Origin of the sequence: Micromonospora sp. RL09-050-HVF-A (assembly GCF_019374995.1) — a bacterium.
GTDB lineage: Bacteria > Actinomycetota > Actinomycetes > Mycobacteriales > Micromonosporaceae > Micromonospora > Micromonospora antibiotica.
On the sequence record NZ_JAGKQP010000002.1, the window covers coordinates 6,486,158 to 6,506,717 of the forward strand.

Below are 20,560 nucleotides of genomic sequence, written 5' to 3' on the forward strand. Positions count from 1 at the left end.
GCGGGTTTCACTTCCCGAACACCTGGAACTCGGCGACGCGTATCTGGTCGCGCGCCGGGCTGGCGGTGGCGCAGTCGGTCTGGGTGGCCGGGTCGTCGTCCTGCTCACCGGCGTACGCCGGGCCGCCGGTGCACTGGCTGGCCAGCACCTCCAGCCGTACGTGGGTGGCGACGGTGGTCGGCACCCGGAACGACCGCAGGATGATGTCCCGGCTGTAGGCCCGGTACTTCCCGCCGGGGAACGCGTCGTCGGCGCTGGTGTAGACCCGGGTCCAGCGGGCCGGGTCGGCACAGTCGGTGGTGCTCGCGTCGCAGGTCGACACCGCGAACGACCGCAGCGCGCTCAGGGCGTTCTGCGCGCCGGGGTCGGCGTCGCCGGTGATCGCCGGGCGGAGCATGGCGCTGACGTTGACCCGCTGCACCGGCTGCGGCGTGCCGCCGGGCAGTGTGACGGTGACCCCCTTACCGGCGACCCCGGTCAACGACGCCCAGTTGGTGGCCTCGGTGTCGTCGCCGATCCGGTCCAGGTTCACCCCGTCGCCGGTGATCGTCGCCCCGGACGTGGTGGACGCCAGGTTTCGGCTCAGCCGCAGGTCGACGTACCCCTGCTGGCCGGCCTTGGCGACCACCTCCAACCGCTGGTGGCCGAACCCGGGGGCGACCGCCAGCACCTGGTACGTCCCGGCGACGGCCTCGAAGGTGGCCGGCAGCGGGGTGGCCGGGTCGGTGTCGGCGACCGGGGTGGCCCGCGCCTCGTAGTCGCCGACGTAGAGCCGGATCGGCGCGTCGGTGCTGTCGCCCCGGGGGCGCAGGGTCAGCGTGGCGTTGCCGCCGGTCGGGCTGGCGAAGCTCGGCGTCGGGTCGGTGTCGGCGGCGCCGACGGTGGCGGCGTCGCGGCCCATCCCGGAACGGGCGAACTCGGCCCAGATCAGCTCCTGGTTGGCCCCGCCGAAGCGCAGCCGGTCGGCGGTGAGCAGGTTGTCCCGCATGTCGAGCATGCTGACCTGGCTGGCCGCCTGGAGCAGGAACGAGTCGAAGACCAGCTGCACCCAGCGCCGGTTGCCGGGGCAGTTCTCGGCGGCCACCCGGCCCTGGGCGCAGTCGAGCTGCCGCTGCGGGGTGCCCAGGCCGTACTTCTTGACCAGGGCGGCGCGGATGCGGAAGTTGGTCGCGCCCCAGATCTCCCCGTCGGCGTGTACCGCCGGTCCGGCGGTGTTGTAGCCGACGTCGGAGTAGTTGAGCGGGCTGCGGCTAAGGTCGTAGTTGCGGATGCCGCTGACCAGGTTGCCGGTGACGTAGCCGCCGGTGACGAAGGGCGTCTCACCGGGGGCGCGCAGACCGTGCTCGTAGAGGTACTCGGCGGCGAGCAGGTCACTCCACGACTCACCCATCGCCCCGCCCTGGTGCCCGCTGATCCCGCTGTCCGGGCCGGCGATCATCCGGTTGGTGATGGCGTGGGTGTACTCGTGGCCGATCACCGTCATGTCGTAGTCGCCGTCCACGCACGGCGGGTACGGCCCACCGGCCTGCGGCTGCCACAGGTACATGTTGGTGGTGGGCGGCAGCCCGTCGCGCGGGGTGGACTGGTTGGCGTTGTTGCGGTTGCCGCTCAGCGCGCCCTGCTGGGCCCGCCCCTGCTCGGCGTCACCGCCCAGGCCGGCACCGCTGACGTTGACCGCCTGGAGGTTCCAGGTGGACTCGGTGAAGCCGAGGTGCCAGGCCCAGTCGTGCATCCGGTTGTGCATGGCGAACAGGTTGGCGGTGGCCGCGTCGGCGTCGTTGCGCTGGGCGGAGGTGAACGCCGCCGGGTTGCAGCGGGACTGGTGCCACTGGTCGGTGAACGGGTACTCGTAGCGCCGGTCCGGGCGGGCGGGTGCGTTGACCAGCGGGCTGCCGGCGCCCCAGGAGACCACCGTGTTGGCGGAGTTGCCCCGGGTGGTGCCGGTGGGGGCTCCGGTGGCCAGGTCGACGTCCCAGGGCTGCCCGCTCGCCGGGTCGCGGAAGGCGGCGACACAGTCGGGTGCGGGGCTGGCGCACCAGCGGACCCGGGGGTCCTGCCCGGGGGCGAGGTCCTGCGGCGGGGTGGCCGGGTAGACCGCCCAGCTCGGGTTGTCGGAGTCGAAGTCGACGAGGTCCTCGCGGAGCAGCACCTTTGCGCTGATCGCGTCGACGTAGGTGGTGAAGGCCGCCGGGTGGTCGCTGTCGCGGCCGATCAGGGTCACCTCGTAGGCGGTCCGGTTGCCGTCGAGCGGGGTGGGCACGGCGACCGGCCGCACCTGGTGGCTGGCCACCCCGGCGGCGTCCAGGCCGGCGTCGGCGAGCGCGGCGTCGTACGCCTGCGCGGCGGTGCGGGTGGCCGGGGCGGGGGCGGAGGTGTCCCGGGACAGCGAGGAGCTGACCGAGAGCACGGTGCCGTCGGCGACCGCCACGGTGACCAGGCCGTCGTGGCCGGCGGGCAGGTCGCCGAAGCGCTGCCGCAGGGTGACCACCGCGCCGTCGCCGACCGGGCGGACCAGGAGGCGGTCGAGGGCGGCGACCGCGTCGGCGTCCAGCCCGAACAGGTCCCGCTGCTGGGTGAGGTAACGCCGGGCGGCGGCCTCCGGGTCGGGGGGCAGGCCGGTGGCGAGCCGGGCCGGGCCGAGGGCGTGCGGGGTGCCGAGCCGGTTCCACCGCACCGGGACGCCGGTGGCCCGGGCCAGGCTGCGCTGGCGGGCGTCGGGTGCGGCCGTACCGGTGCGGTTGTCGACGTCGGCGCCCTGGTGGCGGTCGTCGGCGAACGAGCCGGAGCGGCCCGGGGCCGGGGCCGCGGTGTCGCCCGGTGCGGCCGTGGCGGTGCCTCCGCCGGGCAGCAGGGCGGCGACCACGGCGGCGGTCGCCAGTACGGGAACGAGCCGGCGTCGGTGCCGGCTCGTTCGGGGTGTCCACTCCGGTCTGGGCACGGAACCTCCTTGTGGGAGCGGGGACCGGCGCGACGCCGGCCCGGCGCAGGCGTGGTTACGCATGCGCATTCGTGGATACCAGGCGGATCGGGTGGGGGCAATGGCGCGCGGTGCGCGGATCAGACGAGTTGGGCGGGCTCGAGGCCCAGCTCCCGGGCGGTGACCAGCCGGATCCACTCACCGAACTGTCGCCGGGAGATCACCCGCTCGTGCACGGCGAGCTGGACGGCAAGCCCGTCCATCACCGCGTTGATCCGCCAGGCGGCCCCGGCCGGGTCGGCGCACTGGAAGGTGCCGTCGGTCACCCCGGCCGAGATCACCGCCGCCAGGTCCTGCCGCCAGCGCAGGTCCAGCCGGCGGCAGACCTTTTCCAACTCGGGGGTACGCAGCGACTCCGCCCAGCCGTCGATCCACATCGCCCAGGGGCGGCCGGTGGGGGTGTAGAGGCGCAGGATGCGCCGGAGCTTGGTCAGCGGCGGGGTGGCGGAGCGCAGCACCGCGTCCAGTCGGGACAGTTCCTGCTCGACGGCGTACGCGAAGGCCTGGGCGAGCAGCCGTTCCTTGGTGGCGAAGTGGTAGAAGACCAAGGCCTGGCTGACCCCGGCGGCGGCGGCCACGTCGGCGGTGCGGGTGTTGGCGAGTCCACGCTCGACGATCACGTCGCAGGCTGTGCGCAGCAGGGAATCCAGGCGGACATCGGCGGCGGCACGTCTCGTCACGCCGCTACGGTAACCCATCGACACGACCACAGGGAGTTACCGACCCGACCGATCGGGCAGGTGGCAGTCGGAAGCCGGACAGCGTCCCTCCGGCGCGTCGGATGGCTTCCCGACCTGTTCGGTGACGGTGCGACAGATCGGGGCACCGCCACCAGTCGAATTTCCTAGGACGCTCTGGCGGTGGTGGTGGCGCTCACCCCACCGCCCCGGACGCGCCGTCCGTCGACCCGATTTGGCATCGGTCCGACCGCTCGGCTAGAGTTTCCATCCGTCACCGGGTGTGTCCCGGAGACAAGCGGACGTAGCGCAGCTGGTAGCGCATCACCTTGCCAAGGTGAGGGTCGCGGGTTCGAATCCCGTCGTCCGCTCGGAGCTGCCGCCACGCACGACGGGGGCAACCTCGGTGGGGTGGCCGAGAGGCGAGGCAACGGCCTGCAAAGCCGTGTACGCGGGTTCAAATCCCGTCCCCACCTCGGTAACAAGCACGGGCGATTGGCGCAGTGGGAGCGCGCTTCCTTGACACGGAAGAGGTCACTGGTTCAAACCCAGTATCGCCCACACGGTCAGTAGGACCACCTTCCGCGTCCGGAAGGTGGTCCTACTGCTTTTCCCCGCCGGCCCTGCCGCCGGCCGGGACGTACCGCACCCCGCCGGATGCCGGGGAAGCCGACACCCGGTCCGGGCGGCCTCCCGGCTCGTGGGAGGTCAGCGCTCAGCGTCGATGCGATGTCTATCCTTGCTCCGACTCTGCCAAGGGACGTCGCGACGCCGGGTGGGTGTGGTGTGGGGGAGACCGGTCGGGAGGCGCTGCTCGCGTTCGCCGAGGAGTTGCGACGGCTACGCCAGCTCGCCGGCGGGCCGTCATTGAACACCCTGGTGGCGGTCGCCGCCCGGCGGGGCAGGCCACTGGCCCGCTCCACCCTCAGCGACAAGCTCAACGCCAAGTCGTTGCCCGACTGGGACTTCGTCACCGGCTACCTGGGCGCCTGCGTCGCGTACGCCGAACAGGCCGGCACCCGGTTGCCCGCCGACCTGACCGACCCGGCCAGGTGGGAGACGGCCTACTGGCGGTTGCGGGGCGCGGCGGACGCGGCACGGGCCGACGGCCGGCGGGCCGTCGCCCCCACCGACCGGGACCGACCGGCACCCGCCGGGACCCCGCCACCGCAACCGGGCGGGCGGACCCCTGAATTCGTCCCCCGGCAGCTCCCCGCGACGGTCCGGCACTTCGCGGGTCGGTCCGCGGCGCTGGCCACCCTGACCGCGCTGCTCGCCGAGCCGGCCGGCCCGCCGGGCACCGTGCCCATCTCGACCATCTGCGGCACGGCCGGGGTGGGCAAGACGACCCTCGCCGTGCACTGGGCGCACCAGGTCACCGACCGTTTCCCCGACGGGCAGCTCTACGTCAACCTGCGCGGGTACGACCCCGACGCGCCCGCACTGGCCCCGGCGGAGGCGGTGGCCGGGTTCCTGGAGGCGCTCGCGGTGCCCCCGGAGCGCATCCCGGTGGGGCTGGCGTCGCAGGCCGCGCTGTACCGCAGCCTGCTCGCCGACCGGCGGATGCTGGTGCTGCTGGACAATGCCCGTGACGCCGACCAGGTGCGTCCGCTGTTGCCCAGCTCCCCGGGCTGCCTGGTCCTGGTGACCAGCCGTAACCAGCTGCCGGGGCTGGTCACGGCCGAGGGCGCCCGTCCACTGTTGCTGGACCTGCTGTCCCCGGCGCAGGGACGCGAGTTGCTGTCCCGGCGGCTGGGTGCGGTGCGGGTCGCGGCCGAGCCGCAGGCGGTGGACCGGATCGTCGCCGCAGCGGCCGGCCTGCCGTTGGCGCTGGCCATCGTGGCTGCGCGGGCCGCCACCCACCCGGACTTCCCGCTCGCCCGACTCGCCGCCGAGCTGACCGCCACCCGGGGCGCCCTGGACGCGTTCAGCGGCGGCGAGGCCGGCAGTGACGTGCGGGCGGTGCTGTCCTGGTCGTACCGGGGTCTGGACCCGGTGGCGGCCGGCCTGTTCCGGGCGCTCGGGACGCACCCCGGCCCCGACGTGTCGGTGGCGGCAGCCGCCAGCCTCGCCGCCCTGTCGACGGCCGAGGTACGCCGGCCACTGGCGGTGCTGACCCGGGCGAACCTGCTCACCGAGCACACCCCCGGCCGGTACACCCTGCACGACCTGCTCCGGGCGTACGCGGTCGAGTCGGCCCTGCAGACCGACTCCGCCGGTCTGCGCCGGGCGGCGCTCGGCCGGCTGCTCGACCACTACCTGCACACCGCCTACGCGGCAGCTCGGCTGCTGCACCGGCATCGCGACGACATCGACCTGCCGGCGGCGCTACCCGGGGCGACGGTGGTCGAGCCGGCCGACCGGGACGAGGCATGGGCGTGGCTCGCCGCCGAACACCGGGCGCTGCTCGCCGCGATCGATCTGGCGGCCGAACACGGCTGGCCGACCCACGCCTGGCAGTTGGCGTGGAGCGTCAACACCTATCTCGACCGGGTGGGGGCCTGGCCCGACCAGTCCCGCGTCCAGGAGGTGGCGCTACGGGCCGCCACCGCAGCGGTCGACCGCGACGGTCAGGCCCGCGCCCACCGCAACCGGGCCGTCGCCTGCCTGCGCCTCGGCGCGTACGACGAGGCCCACGACCACCTGGAACGCTCCCGGCACCTGTACGCCGAGCTCGGTGACCGGGTCGGCGGCGGCCGGACCGAGCTGAACCTCGGCATCCTCGCGGAACGGCAGGGCGACCACCGGCGGGCACTCGAACACGCGCAGCGGGCGCACCGGCTCTTCGAGGCCGCCGGGCACGCGCAGGGGCAGGCCAACGCGCTCAACAACATCGGCTGGTACCACATCCAACTCGGTGACCATGCCCGCGCCCTGGACTACTGCGGGCGGGCCCTGGCGCAGCAGCAACAGACCGGGAACCGGTACTGGGAGGCGCACGCCTGGGACAGCCTCGGCTACGCGCACCACCACCTCGGCCGGCACCGTGAGGCCATCGACTGCTACCGGCACGCGCTCGCGCTGTGGCGGGAGGCCGGCGAGCGGTACTTCGAGGCCGTCACGCTGATGCACCTCGGCGACAGCCGGCAGGCCGCCGCCGAGCCCGACGTCGCCCGGGTCGCCTGGCGGCACGCCCTCGAGGTGCTCGACCGGCTCGGTCACCCCGACGCCGCCCAGGTGCGGGAACGGCTCGCCGGTCCACCGGCCCCGCAGTAGGGGCCGTCGGCGCAGGACACCCGCGGGACGCGGGGTGGCGTCGGGTGACATGGCCGGAGCGTGCGGCATGCCGGGGCGGGGTCGGCGGGGCGGGCGATCTTGCCATCGGGTAGAGTTCACCCCGTCGCCGGGGAAACCGGGCGGCACGCGGACGTAGCGCAGCTGGTAGCGCATCACCTTGCCAAGGTGAGGGTCGCGGGTTCGAATCCCGTCGTCCGCTCTCGACCACGGGCGATTGGCGCAGTGGGAGCGCGCTTCCTTGACACGGAAGAGGTCACTGGTTCAAACCCAGTATCGCCCACCAGAGAATCACGAAAGCCCCGGCTCCACTGAGCCGGGGCTTTCGCGTTGGTCAGCTGTTCGGGTGCGGGTCAGCTGTTCCAGTGCTGGGCGACGAGGTCGGCGGCCTGGGTTTCCCACTGGGCGTAGTGGTCGGGGTACGCCGACACCTGGACGGTCTGGGCGGCCTTGGTCAGGGGCATGTCGTGCCAGCCGTCGACCTGCTTGAGGCCCTTGAGGAACGCCAGGGTGGCGTACTCGGGGTCGGTGATCTGCTCCACCGTGCCCCAGCCGGAGGACGGGCGCTGCTGGAACAGGCCCTGGGAGTCGTGGTCGTTGCGGTCGCCGAGGTGGCCGAGGTTCTCCAGCTTCGACTCCTGTAGGGCGGTGGCGATGGAGACCACGGCGGCGCGTTCGTCCATGCCGGCCTTCTTCGTCGCGGCGATTATCGCCTTGACGTTGCCGGTTTGCTCGTCGTTCAGGTCGATGCGGGACTGCTCGCCCTGCACACCGTGCGGGATCAGCTTGCCCTTGTCCACGGCCGGCTTGTCGGCCTGGACGACGGCGACGGGGCTGGTGTCGATGGTGGGGGTGTCGCCGAGGTGCAGCGGGCCGGCGGCGAGGCCACCGGCGAAGGCGAGACCGGCGATACCGAGGACACTCTTACGCAGGATCGTGGTCATGGGGAAGCTCCTTCGGGGGGTTGACACCCACCGGGCGCCCGTGGGGACAGGCGGCTGGGGATGCGGGCACCACGTCGGGGCGCTCATGGGGGAAAGTCCGAGGGGTTCCGGTCGGGGCCTGCCGCTGACGCGGTGGCCGCACGGGCCGGAGTCAGATACAACGACCGGGGTCCCGGGGTCATTCCCGGCGGGTGGCCGGGCCGGGTGGGTGCGGTCGTGCACCGGGTGTAACGACCGGCAGTGGTCGGTCATTCCGCGTCGCGGTGGTGGGTCATTCTGCCGGAGGTGGCTGCATCGGGCCCGGTGGCGGGGCTGCCGCTGCGGCCGTCCACCGGGTGTAACGCATCCGGGCCGGCCGGGATTCCGTCAGGCGGCTCACGGCCGTCACCTCCGTCCGCTTTCCGGACCGCCAGATTCGGACATTCTTCGCCGGGCTGGCGGGCTGGCGGGCTGCCGGGCTGCCCTTATGCCTGTGCTGGGTGCGGCGTCCCCTGCATCACTGTTGCGCGGAAAGCTATATGCCTGTGCGTCATAAATATGCCTGACAGGCATAACGGAGCCCGAGGAGTTGCCCGTCCCGTGGACCATTTTCAGCCGCTCACCGGTCCGACCGGCCGGATGGCCCGGTGACCGGCGGGATGCCCTCGCCACTCGGTCAGCGGGGACGAGCCCGCCGCCACCGCACTTGCACCGTCGTGACGCCAGTCGACACGCCACCGCCCCTGCCCACCCACACCGGGTGCACCGGGCCGCGCGTGACGTGGACGGAACCGACCCGTATGTCGGTCGACGACGGACCGGCGGGGGAAGTCGAGCAGTGCGCTGGCCCGGGTTCTGCCGACGGCAGATCCGCTGCCGGTGAACAGGGTGCCGCATCGGTGCCCCCGACCGGCAGGGTGGGACGGATGAGACTGCTGATGCTGGGCGGCACCGGGTTCGTCGGGTCCGCCATCGTGACCGAAGGGGTACGCCGGGGCTGGACGGTGACGGTGTTCAACCGGGGGATACACGGTGGCACCCCGCGGGGCGTACACCGGTTGCGGGGTGATCGGACCGCGCCGGGCGGGCTGGCCGAACTGGCCGGCGGCGGGTGGGACGTGGTGGTCGACACCTGGGACGGCGCACCCCGCGCGGTACGCGACGCCGCCACGCTGCTGCGCTGCGCCGGGCACTACGCCTACGTCTCCAGCGGCTCCGTCTACGCCCCGCCTGTGCGCCCCGGGGTCGGTGAGGAATCGGCGGTGGTGGCGTCGGCGGCCGACGACACCGGCGACGACGACTACGCCCGGTGCAAGGCCGGTGGGGAACTGGCCGCGACCGAGGTGTTCGGGGAACGCGCCCTGCTGGTGCGGGCCGGGCTGATCCTCGGGCCGGGGGAGGACATCGGGCGGCTGCCGTGGTGGCTGCGCCGGGTGGCCCGGGGCGGTGACGTCCTCGCACCCGGCCCGGCCGACCTGCCGGTGCAGTACGTCGACGTCCGGGACCTGGCGGCCTTCACGCTCGACCGGGCCGCCGAGGGCGTGGGCGGCGCGTTCAACGTGATCAGCCGCCCGGGGCACACCACCATGGGCGAACTGCTCACCGAGGCGGTGGCGACGACCGGGGCCGGCGCCCGACTGCGGTGGACCGACCCCGAGGTGCTCCTCGCCGCCGGGATCGAACCGTGGAACGACCTGCCGATCTGGATTCCGCCGGGCCACGAGTACCGCTGGTTGCAGGAGCGTGGCGTCGAGAAGGCGTACGCGGCGGGGCTGACCTGCCGTCCGGTGGCCGAGACGGTCGGTGACACCTGGCGCTGGCTGGGCCGGGTGGGGTCGGTCCCGCCCCGCGCGGGGCGGCCGGCGCGGGCGACCGTCGGCCTCGACCCGGCCCGGGAAGCCGCCCTGCTCACCGCGCACCGCCCCGGATGACCCGGACCGCGCAAGTCGAGCGTGGTACAGGCCGGGCGGCGGGGGTTCAGCCGGGTGCCACCGCCACGTCCAACACCTCGTCCACGCTCCGCCTCGGTGTCGCCACCCCCGGCTGGCCGTACCCGATCCGCATCACCATCTGCGGCGTGCCGAAACGTCCCAGCGACAGCCGTAGTGCCTCCCGCGCCCCCGACACCTCGATCGGCTGCGACAGCAGCGACACCGCGAGCCCCGCGTCGGTCGCGGTCAGCAGCACCCGCTGCAACGCCTGCCCGGCGAGCACCTGGTCGACGACCGTGTTGCCGGCCGCGCCGAGCACCGCCACCAGCGGTTCCGGTTCGAAGTCGCGGCCGGGGGCCCGGTCGAGGCCGCCGAAGCCCCGCGACGGCAGCAGGTCCTGCGGCTCGGTCTGCGGACCACCGGCGCGGGCCGGCACCCCGTCGGGGGCGGGCTCGGTGCGGACCCAGTCGGCGCGTTCGGCCCGGTAGGCGGGGTCGCGTTCGAGTACCCGGTGGGCGCTGCGGGCGACCTCGGCGAAGGCGTTGACGGGGCCCACCCCGATCACCAGTTCCAGCCAGCACTGTTCGGCGCGGGCCGCCTCGCCGAGCCGCCAGCGGGCGTCGGCGGGCACCGGGTCGGGCCAGAACGGCGCCCGGTTGCTGAACCGGCGGCCGATGGCCGCGTAGAGGCTCTGCTCGGTCGGGGTGGGGCGGCGCGGCAGTTCCGGGACCAGTCGGGCCAGCACGTCCGGGTCGGCCGGGTACGGTCGCAGCCGTACGGTCGCCGGGGTGCCCGCCACGGCCAGGGACAACCGCAGGTTGAACAGGGCCGCCCCGCCGGAGATCCGGGTGCCCCAACCGCTCGGGTCGGTGGCCGGCAGCCGGCGGGTCTGGTCGACCGACACCTCGATTCCGCCGTCGCGCAGTCGGAACCGCCACGGCTGGGTGTTGTGCAGGGAGGGCGCGCGGACGGCGTCCGCGACGGCGGCCCGCAGTTGCGTCTCGGTGTACCCGGTGCCCATGGTCGTGCTCCTTCCGTGGCGGTTCGTGCCGCTCCACCCCGAGCGGGGAACGTGTCGCCCCCGGCCGGCCGACGCCGCCCCCGGTTCCCGGTGGTGGTTCCCCTCCACGGTCCGTCACCGGCAGGTGGGCCGGGCAGGGCCGGACGTCCCGACCCACCGGGCCGCCCTTCCCACTGGCGGAGCGCCCCGTGCCCGACCCGCCAGGCCGGCCCAGTCGGCGTGACACGCGAGGGAGGATGGTGCGACGTGCCAGGTTAGGGACCTTCGGCCCGTGCACGAGCGCGTCCGGGCGGGTAGAAACGAGGGATGATCCGGGTGTTCCTCCTCGACGACCACGAAGTCGTCCGCCGTGGCCTGGCCGACCTGTTGCAGAGCAGCGGCGACATCGAAGTGGTCGGCGAGTCCGGCTCCGCCCAGGAGGCGTCCCGGCGGATTCCCGCCCTCCGCCCCGACGTGGCGATCCTCGACGCCCGGCTGCCCGACGGCAACGGCATCGACGTGTGCCGGGACGTCCGGGCGGTCGACTCGTCGATCAAGGGACTGATCCTCACCTCGTACGAGGACGACGAGGCGTTGTTCGCCGCGATCATGGCGGGTGCGGCGGGTTACGTCCTCAAGCAGATCCGGGGCACCGACCTGGTGGACGCGGTCCGTCGGGTCGCGGCCGGGCAGTCGCTGCTCGACCCGGCGATCACCACCCGGGTGCTGGAGCGCATCCGCAGCGGCGTCGAGCAGCCGCGCGAGCTGAAGAGCCTCACCGAGCAGGAACGCCGCATCCTGGAGTACGTCGCCGAGGGGCTGACCAACCGGGAGATCGCCGGCAAGATGTTCCTCGCCGAGAAGACCGTGAAGAACTACGTCTCCAGTGTGCTGGCCAAGCTGGGCCTGGAGCGCCGCACCCAGGCCGCCGTGCTCGCCACCCGCCTGCTCGGCCAACGCCTCTGACCCACCGACCCCGGCCGCCCGGGGGTCAGTCGCGCAGCGGGACCGACCAGTAGAGCTGGGTGCCGTGCGGCTCGATCCGGCGTACCTCGAACTCGCCGCCGTGCCGTTCGGCGCGTTCGCGCAGGTTGACCAGGCCACCCCGCGCGGCGGCCGGGTCACAGCCCACCCCGTCGTCGGTGACCGTCACGGTGACCCGGCCGGCGTCGACCCGGACGGCGACGGCGACCCGGTTGGCCTCGGCGTGGCGTACCGCGTTGGACAGCGCCTCACGGAGCACGGCGGTGAGGTCGGGGCGGACCGGTTCCGGCACGGCGCTGTCGATGGGCCCGTCCAACTCGACGGCGGGGCGGAAGCCGAGCGACCCGGCGGCCACGTCGACCGCCTCCCGGATCTCGGTACGCAGCGCCGCGCTCATCGGGGTACGCAGCTCGAAGATGGTGCGGCGGATGTCCCGGATGGTGGCGTCGAGGTCGTCGACGGCCGCGTTGATCCGCTTGGCGACGTCGGGGCGGGCGTGCATCGCGCCGCTCTGCAGTTGCAGGCCGGTGGCGAACAGCCGCTGGATCACCACGTCGTGCAGGTCCCGGGCGATGCGTTCGCGGTCCTCCAGGACCACCAGCAGTTCCCGTTCCTCCTGGCCCCGGGCCCGTTCCATGGCCAGGGCGGCCTGGCCGGCGAAGCTGGCCAGCAGGGTGACGTCGGCGTCGGCGGCCCGGCCGGCGTCGGGCCGGTGGGCCACCACCAGCACCCCGTGCAGGGTGTCGGCGGCGGCGAGCGGGGAGACCACCGCCGGGCCGGCGACCACCGGCACCGGCCAGGGTGCCGCCTCGGCCAGGTTGTCGAGCAGTTCCCGGCGACGCTCGGTGACCGAGCCGGCGAAGCTGGTCTCGCTGGCCGGCAGCAGCGCGCCGACCAGCCCGTCGGCGTCACCGTCGGCGGAGTCGACCACCTCGACGGTGAACTGCCCGGCGTCGTCGTCGTAGAGCAGCACCAGCGCCAGCTCCGCCTCGGCGACCTCCCGGGCCCGGCGGGCCACCAGGGTCAACGCGTCGGTCCGGCGTACCTCGCCGAGCAGCACCGAGGTGATCTCGGCGGTCGCGGCCAGCCAGCGTTCCCGACGGTGGGCCAGCGCGTAGAGCCGGGCGTTCTCGATGGCCACCCCGGCGGCGGCGGCCAACGCCACGACGATCTCCTCGTCGTCCTCGGTGAACTCCGCCGCGCCCTGCTTCTCGGCCAGGTAGAGGTTGCCGAAGACCTGGTCGCGGATGCGCACCGGCACGCCGAGGAAGCTGTGCATCGGCGGGTGGTTCGGCGGGAAGCCGTACGACTGGGGGTGCTGGGTGATGTCGGGCATGCGGACCGGGCGGGGCTCGTCGATGAGCAGGCCGAGCACCCCCCGCCCGTGCGGCAGGTCACCGATCTTCGCGTGCAGCTCGGCGTCGATGCCGTGGGTGATGAAGTCGTGCAACAGCCGGTCGGGACCGATCACGCCGAGCGCGCCGTAACGCGCACCGACCAGCTCGCAGGCCGCCTGCACGATCCGTCGCAGGGTGCTGCGCAGGTCGAGGTCGGTGCCGATGCCGACCACCGCGTCGAGCAGCGCCCGCAGCCGCTCCCGGCTGGTCACCACGTCGCCGACCCGGTCGAGCATCTCCTGGAGCAGCTCGTCGAGGCGGACCCGGGACAACGGGCTCAGCCCCAACGAGGGGACCGGATGGTCATTGCGGGAAGCAGGGGTGCTGGCGGCCACGCGGGCGAGTTTAGCGCCCGGTGACCGCCCGGCACGAGATCGTCAGGACCGCTGGTCGCGTACCGCGGAGGTGTCGACCACCTGCGCGGCCGGCAGCCGCGGGGTGTGCGGCGGGCCGGCGTGCGCCGGGTCCGCGAGCCCGATCCGCAGCACCAGGTACGGGTAGCCGAGCCCACTGAGCAGTTGCCGCAGCTTCTGCCGGGTGCCGGGCACCTCGACCACGCCGGACAGCGGCACCACCGACACCCCGTGCCGGGTGGCGGTCAGCCACAGTGCGGAGAGTGCCTCACCGGCCTCCAGCCAGCTGTCCGGTTCGTCCTCGTCGCCGTAGAGCAGCCCGTAGACGGCGGCCTTGTCGTGCCCCGGCCCCACCGGGAGGTTGCCGGGGCTGCCGAAGTCGCGGGCCGGGACGGTGGTCTGCGGCTGGTCCTGCGGCAGCACCTCCGGCGGCAGTCCGGTGCCGGTGTCGGCCCGGTGGGTCCAGTACTGCAACTCCTCGCGCGTCTGCGGGTCCTCCGCCTCCACGGTGCCGGCGTGCGAGGCGGTGGCGGCCAGCTCCATCACCTGGTCGGCGTCGAGGATCTGCAACCGGGCGCCCTCGTCGTCCGCCGCGCGGGTGATGTCGTCGACCACCTCGGCGGGCACCGGCTCGTCGCTGACCGGCCGGCGGTCGGTGTGCCGGACCTGCATGCACTGCACCAGCCGCATCGCGTCCGGGTCGGCCCCGGCAGGGGTCAGGCCGGTCAACCGGGCCAGCAGGTCCGGTTGCTGCGGGTCGGGCAGCCGCTCGACCACCGCCGTCCAGCCTTCGGCCGCCAACGCCACCCGGGCGTGGTGCAGGGCCGCGCCGCAGCTGAGCGCCAGCAGGCGGCCCTCCGGGTCGGCGGCGGTGAGCTGCCGGTCCCGGACCACCCGCAGTTCCAGGGCGTCCGGCAGGACCCGCCAGCGCCACGGCTGGGTGTTGTGCACCGACGGGGCGTGGCCGGCCGTCGCGGCTGCCTCCGCGAGCGCGGTGGTCAGCGGGCGGTCCGTCGCGGGCGTCTGGTGGCTCATCGGCACGACCTTTCCGTTTCTCCCATCGTGCCCCACCCGGTCGGTCCACGGGCGGGGATACCGTCCCATCCTGCCCCGTCCGCCCCGGTACGGACACGGCGGCAGGTCCCACCCGGACGGGCACTTCGGCCTGTCGTTTTCCCGTTCGGCGCCACTGACGCGGTGCCGTTGGGACGATCCGCAGGTGGGCACGGAACAGCGGGAGTGCGTTCCGGGGCGACCGGTCGGCCGGCGTCGGGCGCGTTGGCGTGAGTGGACGCCGCTGACCCTGCTCGCCGGGGCGGTGCTGGTCGGGGCGGTCCTGTGGGCGGCCGGTCGGCGGGGAACGGCCGACGTGGTCTGGGCGGCGTCGACCCTGGTGGCGTTGGTGCCGGCGGTCTGGGCGGTGCTGCGTCAGCTGTGGCGGCGGCGGTTCGGGGTGGACGTGATCGCGGTGCTGGCGTTGGCCGGTGCGCTGCTCGTCGGGGAGTACCTGGCCGGTGCGGTGATCGCGGTGATGGTGGCGACGGGGCGGGCACTGGAGGCGTACGCGCAGGGGCGGGCGACCCGCGACCTGCGTGCCCTGCTGGAGCGGGCACCCCGGCGGGCACGGCGGCGTACCCCCGACGGGGGCGTCGAGGTGATCGGACTGGACCGGGTCGCGGTGGGTGACCAGCTGCTGGTCGGGCCGGGGGACGTGGTGCCGGTGGACGGTGTGTTGACGGCCCCGGCGATGCTGGACGAGTCGGTGGTGACCGGGGAGTCGCAACTGGTGGGCCGGGCCGCCGGGGAACAGGTGCCCAGCGGGGTCGTCAACGCCGGTGCCGCCGTGGGTCTGCGGGCCACCCGGGACGCGGCGGGCAGCACCTACGCGGGGATCGTCCGGCTGGCGCGGGAGGCGACCGCCCACCGGGCCCCGACGGTACGGCTCGCCGACCGGTACGCGGCGGCGTTCGTCCCGTTCACCCTGGTGCTGGCCGCGGTGGCCGGGGTGTGGTCGGGGGAGTTCGTCCGGGCGGTCGCGGTGCTGGTGGTGGCGACGCCGTGTCCGCTGCTGCTGGCCACCCCGATCGCGATCGTCTCCGGGTTGTCGCGGGTGGCCCGGCGGGGTGTCCTGGTGCGCGACGGTGGTTCGCTGGAGCTGCTCGGCCGGGCCCGTACCCTGCTGCTCGACAAGACGGGCACGCTGACGGCGGGCCGGCCCTGGGCGGCGGAGACGGTGGTCGCTCCCGGCGGCGACCGGGACGAGGTGCTGCGGCTGGCCGCGTCGGTGGAGCAGCTCTCCCCGCACGTGCTGGCCGTGGCGCTGGTGCGGCAGGCCCGCCAGCGGGGGCTGGCGTTGGCCACGCCGACGGAGGTGACCGAGGAGCCGGGGCGCGGGGTGAGCGGCCGGGTCGACGGCCGGCTGGTGCGGGTCGGGCAGCTCGGTGGTGACCTGCCCGGCTGGGCGGAGCTGGCCCGGGACCGGGCCGAGTTGGCCGGCTGGTCGACGGTGTGGGTGAGCGGCGACCAGGGCCCGCTCGGCGCGATCCTGCTGGCGGACCCGGTCCGTCCCGATGCCCGCCGGACGGTACGCCGGCTGCGGGAGGCCGGGTTGTCCCGGTTGCTGCTGCTCACCGGGGACCGGCCGCGTACCGCCGAGCAGGTGGCCCGGCTGGTGGGGGTGGACGAGGTGCTGGCCCGCTGTTCGCCGCAGGAGAAGGTGGACCGGGTCCGGCGGGAGTCGCGGCGGGCGGTCACCGTGATGGTGGGTGACGGGGTGAACGACGCGCCCGCGTTGGCGGCGGCGCACGTCGGGGTGGCGATGGGGGCGACCGGGGCGACCGCGTCGGCGGACGTCGCCGACGCGGTGATCACCGTGGACCGGCTGGACCGGCTCGCCGACGCCGTCGAGATCGCCCGCCACGCCCGCCGGATCGCGGTGCAGAGCGCCGCCGTCGGGATGGGGTTGGCGGTGCTCGCGATGCTGGTCGCCGCCGCCGGTCGGCTGCCGCCGGTGGCGGGCGCCTTCCTCCAGGAGGGCATCGACGTGCTGGTCATCCTCAACGCGTTGCGGGCGTTGCGTGGTGGGCTGCGCCGTCGGGACGTGCCGCCGACCACCCGCGCCCTGCTCGACCGGTACGCCGGCCAGCATGCCGGCGTACGCGACGTGCTCGCCCGGGTACGTGACACCGCCGACCTGGTGGCGACCCGGCCGACCGCCGAGGGGTGCCTGCCGGCGCTGCGCGACACGCACCGGCGGCTGACCGACGAGGTGCTGCCGCACGCCGACGCCGAGGAGCGGCAGCTCTATCCGGCGTTGGCCGGCCCGCTGGGCGGCGACGAGGCGACGGCCACGATGAGTCGGGAACACGTGGAGATCCACGGGCTGGTGGACCGGATCGGCGGTCACCTGGCCCGGGCCGACGGGCGGTTGCGCCCCGACCAGGTGCCCGACCTGCTCGCCAGCCTCTACGGACTGGACGCCGTGCTGCGCCTGCACCTGGCCGGGGAAGAGGAGGACTACCTTTCCCTCGATCCCGCCCCGCCCACCCCAGGGTCCTGATCCACTCGCCGGCTCAAACCGTCGGTACCCAGGCGGCGTCCCGCCGCTCGCGGAACGCCGCCACGCCCTCGCGGCCCTCGGCCGCCGATGTCGCGGTGTCAGGTCGTTCGGGACACCGCGACATCGGCCCGCAAGTTGATCACGCAAAGCCGCCCCGGTCGGGGTGGTCAGCGTTCGCGGACGACCGCTACCGGGCAGTGCGCGTGCTGGATGAGCTGCTGGCCGACCGAGCCGAGCAGCATCCCGCGCAGCCCGCCCCGTCCCCGGCTGCCGACCACCACGAGCTGTGCGTCCCGGCTCGCCTCGACGAGCGCGGCGGCCGGCCGGGCCGGTGCGATCTCCACCGTGACCGGCACCTGCGGGAAGGTCTCCCGCCACCCGGCGAGGGCCTGGTCGATCTCGGCCCGGTCCGCCGCGAGCCGGGCCTCGGCGTCCGGGTCGGAGGGCCGCCAGCGGTCGTCCGGCGGTTCGAAGGCCCGCAGCACCCGCAGCGGGGCGTCGCGTTGCGCGGCCCGTTCCACGGCGAACCCGAGCGCGGTGACGGCCTGATCGGAGCCGTCGTAGCCGACCACCACCGGCCCGTCGACCTTGGCCTGCGCCTCCCGCACCACCACCACGGGGCAGTGCGCGTGGGCGGCCACCGACACCGCCGTGGAGCCGGCGAGCAGACCGGTGAAGCCGCCGTGGCCCCGGCTGCCGAGCACCAGCAGCCCGGCCTCGGCGGAGCGTTCCTCCAGCACCAGCGCGGGCGGGCCGTCGAAGACCTCGCCGTGCACGGTGACGCCGGGCCAGGCGGCGGTGGCGTCCGCGGCGGCCTTGTGCACCAGTTCCTCGACCTGCCGTCGGGCGTCGTCGTCCGGCCAGACCCCGGGGGCCACCCCCGGGCCGACCCAGCCGGCGACGGTCATCCACTCGAAGACGTACGCCAGCCGGACCGGGCGTCCGCTGCGCCGCGCCTCGGCCAGCGCCCAGTCCACGGCGACGCCCGCGTCGGCGGAACCGTCGTAGCCGACCAGGATCTCGTCGGAGTTCATCGTCTCGTCCTTTCCTGGCTGGTGGGGCGTGGTGGGCCGGCCGGTGACCGGCCCACCACGGACCCCGGAGGTGTCACTGCCCGTCGAGCTGCTGCGGCTGGGTCTCCCGGATCCAGCGCCACTCGGCGACCCGGGGGTCGTCCTCACCGTGGCGGCGGGTGTGGTCGCGGCAGGCCTGCCGGGTGTCGACCATCTCCTGCCGCAGGTGGGCGGCGCGGGCGGCCAGGCCGGGCACCCGGTCGATGACGTCGATGACCAGGTGGAAGCGGTCCAGGTCGTTGAGCATCACCATGTCGAACGGCGTGGTGGTGGTGCCCTCCTCCTTGTAGCCGCGCACGTGCAGGTTGTCGTGGTTGGCCCGGCGGTAGGTGAGCCGGTGGATCAGCCACGGGTAGCCGTGGTAGGCGAAGATGATCGGCTTGTCGCGGGTGAAGATGGTGTCGAACTCGTTGTCCGGCAGGCCGTGCGGGTGCTCCGACGACGGCTGGAGCCGCATCAGGTCGACCACGTTGACGACCCGCACCTTCAGCTCGGGCAGGTGCTGGTGGAGCAGGTCGGCGGCGGCGAGGGTCTCCAGGGTCGGCACGTCACCGGCGCAGGCGAGCACCACGTCCGGCTCCTGACCGTCGTCGGTGCTGGCCCAGTCCCAGATGCCCAGGCCGCGCCGGCAGTGCTGGACCGCCTCGTCCATGGTCAGCCAGTTCGGGGCGGGCTGCTTGCCGGCCACCACCACGTTGATGTAGTGCCGGCTGCGCAGGCAGTGGTCCATGGTGGAGAGCAGGGTGTTGCCGTCCGGCGGCAGATAGACCCGGACGACCTCGGCCTTCTTGTTGACCACGTGGTCGATGAAGCCCGGGTCCTGGTGCGAGAAACCGTTGTGGTCCTGTCGCCACACGTGGCTGGACAGCAGGTAGTTCAGCGAGGCGATCGGCTCCCGCCAGGGGATGCCCCGGGTCACCTTCAACCACTTGGCGTGCTGGTTGACCATCGAGTCGACGATGTGGATGAACGCCTCGTAGCTGGTGAAGATGCCGTGCCGGCCGGTCAGCAGGTAACCCTCCAACCAGCCCTCGCAGAGGTGCTCGGAGAGCACCTCCATCACCCGGCCGTCGGGGGAGAGGTGGTCGTCGGTGGCCTCGATCCGGCCGTCGAAGGCCCGGTCGGTGACCTCGAACGCGGCACCGAGCCGGTTGGAGGCGACCTCGTCCGGGCCGAACAGCCGGAAGGTCTGCGGGTTGGCGGTGATCACGTCGCGGACCCAGGTGCCGAGCACCCCGGCCGCGCCGACCACCGGCTCACCCGGCTGCTTGACGTCGACGGCGTAGTCGCGGAAGTCCGGCAGGGTCAGGTCCCGCAGCACCCGCCCGCCGTTGGTGACCGGGTTGGCGCTCATCCGGTGCTCGCCCTTGGGCGGCAGCGCGGTCAGCTCGGCGACCGGGGCGCCGGTGGCGTCGAAGAGCTCCTCCGGACGGTAGCTGCGCAGCCAGCGCTCCAGCTCGGCCCGGTGCTCCGGGTTGTCGCGCACCTCGGCGATGGGCACCTGGTGGGCGCGGAAGGTCCCCTCGACCTGCTTGCCGTCGACCTGGGCCGGGCCGGTCCAGCCCTTCGGGGTCCGCAGGATGATCATCGGCCAGCGGGGGCGCTCGACGTGGCCGCCGGAGCGGGCCACCCGCTGGATCTCGGCGATCTCGTCGCAGGCCCGGTCCAGGGTGGCCGCGAGGAGCTGGTGCACCTGCGTCGGGTCGTCCCCGGCGACCAGGTACGGCTGGTAGCCGTGGCCGCGCATCTGGTTGAGCAGGTCCTCGGTGGGGATCCGGTCCATGACCGTCGGGTTGGCGATCTTGTAGCCGTTGAGGTGCAGGATGGGCAGCACCGCGCCGTCGCGGGCCGGGTTGAGGAAGACGCTGGACTGCCAGCTGCCCGCCAACGGGCCGGTCTCCGCCTCACCGTCGCCGATGACGCAGGCCACCAGCAGGTCCGGGTTGTCGAAGGCGGCGCCGTAGGCGTGGCTCAGGGCGTACCCCAGCTCGCCGCCCTCGTGGATCGAGCCCGGCACCTCCGGTGCGACGTGGCTCGGGATGCCGCCGGGGAAGGAGAACTGGCGGAACAGCCGCTGCATGCCGGTCTCGTCACGGCTCACCGAGTGGTACAGCTCGCTGTAGGTGCCCTCCAGCCAGGTGTTGGCGACCAGCGCCGGGCCGCCGTGGCCGGGGCCGGTGACGAAGATCGCCGACAGGTCCCGGTTGACGATGACCCGGTTGAGGTGGGCGTAGAGCAGGTTCAGGCCGGGGCTGGTGCCCCAGTGGCCGAGCAGCCGGGGCTTGACGTGCTCGGGGGCGAGCGGCTCGCGCAGCAGCGGGTTGTCGAGCAGGTAGATCTGCCCGACGGTGAGGTAGTTCGCCGCCCGCCAGTAGGCGTCCAGCCGGCGCAGCTCGTCGTCGGTCAGGGGGCTGTGCAGGTCGAGAGCGGTGTCCATGCTGCCAAAGCCTCT

12 protein-coding genes and 5 tRNA genes are annotated in these 20,560 nt (G+C 73.9%); 9 read left to right on the top strand and 8 right to left on the bottom strand.

Translation table 11 applies throughout. The features are described from left to right. Positions 1-7: 7 nt before the first annotated feature. Positions 8-2,938 carry a M36 family metallopeptidase gene (locus tag J7462_RS28775; protein WP_219468814.1) on the bottom strand — a complete coding sequence of 977 codons (2,931 nt, stop codon included), beginning with the start codon at positions 2,936-2,938 and terminating at the stop codon, positions 8-10. 119 nt (positions 2,939-3,057) lie between these two features. Then, entirely contained in the window at positions 3,058-3,657 is a 600-nt protein-coding gene (locus J7462_RS28780) for a TetR/AcrR family transcriptional regulator (RefSeq protein ID WP_219468817.1), read from the bottom strand. A 295-nt stretch (positions 3,658-3,952) separates the two neighbouring features. Between J7462_RS28780 and J7462_RS28785 the strand changes: the two genes are divergently transcribed. From J7462_RS28785 to J7462_RS28810, 6 genes are all read left to right on the top strand, one after another. Next, positions 3,953-4,025, top strand: a tRNA-Gly gene (locus J7462_RS28785). 34 nt (positions 4,026-4,059) lie between these two features. Further along, positions 4,060-4,130 (top strand) — tRNA-Cys (locus J7462_RS28790). Between the two features lie 13 nt (positions 4,131-4,143). After that, a tRNA-Val gene (locus J7462_RS28795) sits at positions 4,144-4,215 on the top strand. Between the two features lie 225 nt (positions 4,216-4,440). After that, on the top strand, positions 4,441-6,870 hold the full coding sequence (locus J7462_RS28800) for a tetratricopeptide repeat protein (RefSeq protein ID WP_308291065.1): 2,430 nt from the start codon (positions 4,441-4,443) through the stop codon (positions 6,868-6,870). A gap of 147 nt (positions 6,871-7,017) precedes the next feature. Continuing rightward, positions 7,018-7,090, top strand: a tRNA-Gly gene (locus tag J7462_RS28805). A gap of 9 nt (positions 7,091-7,099) precedes the next feature. Next, positions 7,100-7,174: transfer RNA gene (locus J7462_RS28810), tRNA-Val, on the top strand. A gap of 67 nt (positions 7,175-7,241) precedes the next feature. Here the strand turns inward: J7462_RS28810 and J7462_RS28815 are convergent. Continuing rightward, complete coding sequence (locus J7462_RS28815; protein ID WP_219468823.1) at positions 7,242-7,832, bottom strand: hypothetical protein; 591 nt, start codon at positions 7,830-7,832, stop codon at positions 7,242-7,244. Between the two features lie 905 nt (positions 7,833-8,737). Here J7462_RS28815 and J7462_RS28820 point away from each other — a divergent pair. Then, entirely contained in the window at positions 8,738-9,742 is a 1,005-nt protein-coding gene (locus tag J7462_RS28820; RefSeq protein ID WP_219468826.1) for an NAD-dependent epimerase/dehydratase family protein, read from the top strand. 46 nt (positions 9,743-9,788) lie between these two features. Here the strand turns inward: J7462_RS28820 and J7462_RS28825 are convergent, their stop codons facing one another. Then, the gene (locus J7462_RS28825) at positions 9,789-10,763 is read right to left on the bottom strand and encodes a nitroreductase (protein WP_219468829.1); all 975 of its coding nucleotides are present in this window, start codon (positions 10,761-10,763) and stop codon (positions 9,789-9,791) included. 306 nt (positions 10,764-11,069) lie between these two features. Here J7462_RS28825 and J7462_RS28830 point away from each other — a divergent pair, with 306 nt between their 5' ends. Continuing rightward, positions 11,070-11,708 (top strand): response regulator transcription factor, encoded by a 639-nt coding sequence (locus J7462_RS28830; RefSeq protein WP_219468831.1) that lies wholly within the window; start codon positions 11,070-11,072, stop codon positions 11,706-11,708. A gap of 25 nt (positions 11,709-11,733) precedes the next feature. Here J7462_RS28830 and J7462_RS28835 read toward each other — a convergent pair whose 3' ends face one another. Both J7462_RS28835 and J7462_RS28840 read right to left on the bottom strand, forming a co-directional pair. Continuing rightward, on the bottom strand, positions 11,734-13,404 hold the full coding sequence (locus J7462_RS28835; RefSeq protein WP_219470809.1) for a GAF domain-containing sensor histidine kinase: 1,671 nt from the start codon (positions 13,402-13,404) through the stop codon (positions 11,734-11,736). Positions 13,405-13,500: 96 nt separating this feature from the next. Further along, entirely contained in the window at positions 13,501-14,580 is a 1,080-nt protein-coding gene (locus J7462_RS28840) for a nitroreductase family protein (protein WP_219468834.1), read from the bottom strand. A 115-nt stretch (positions 14,581-14,695) separates the two neighbouring features. On the opposite strand from J7462_RS28840, the gene J7462_RS28845 reads away from it, so the two are divergent. Then, positions 14,696-17,035, top strand: a complete 2,340-nt coding sequence (locus tag J7462_RS28845) for a heavy metal translocating P-type ATPase (RefSeq protein WP_219468837.1) — start codon at positions 14,696-14,698, stop codon at positions 17,033-17,035. 167 nt (positions 17,036-17,202) lie between these two features. On the opposite strand, the gene J7462_RS28850 is transcribed toward J7462_RS28845, so the two are convergent. Together J7462_RS28850 and J7462_RS28855 are read right to left on the bottom strand one after the other, a co-directional pair. Beyond that, positions 17,203-18,069 carry a universal stress protein gene (locus tag J7462_RS28850; RefSeq protein ID WP_219468841.1) on the bottom strand — a complete coding sequence of 289 codons (867 nt, stop codon included), beginning with the start codon at positions 18,067-18,069 and terminating at the stop codon, positions 17,203-17,205. 73 nt (positions 18,070-18,142) lie between these two features. Continuing rightward, on the bottom strand, positions 18,143-20,545 hold the full coding sequence (locus J7462_RS28855; protein WP_219468843.1) for a phosphoketolase: 2,403 nt from the start codon (positions 20,543-20,545) through the stop codon (positions 18,143-18,145). Positions 20,546-20,560: the final 15 nt, after the last annotated feature.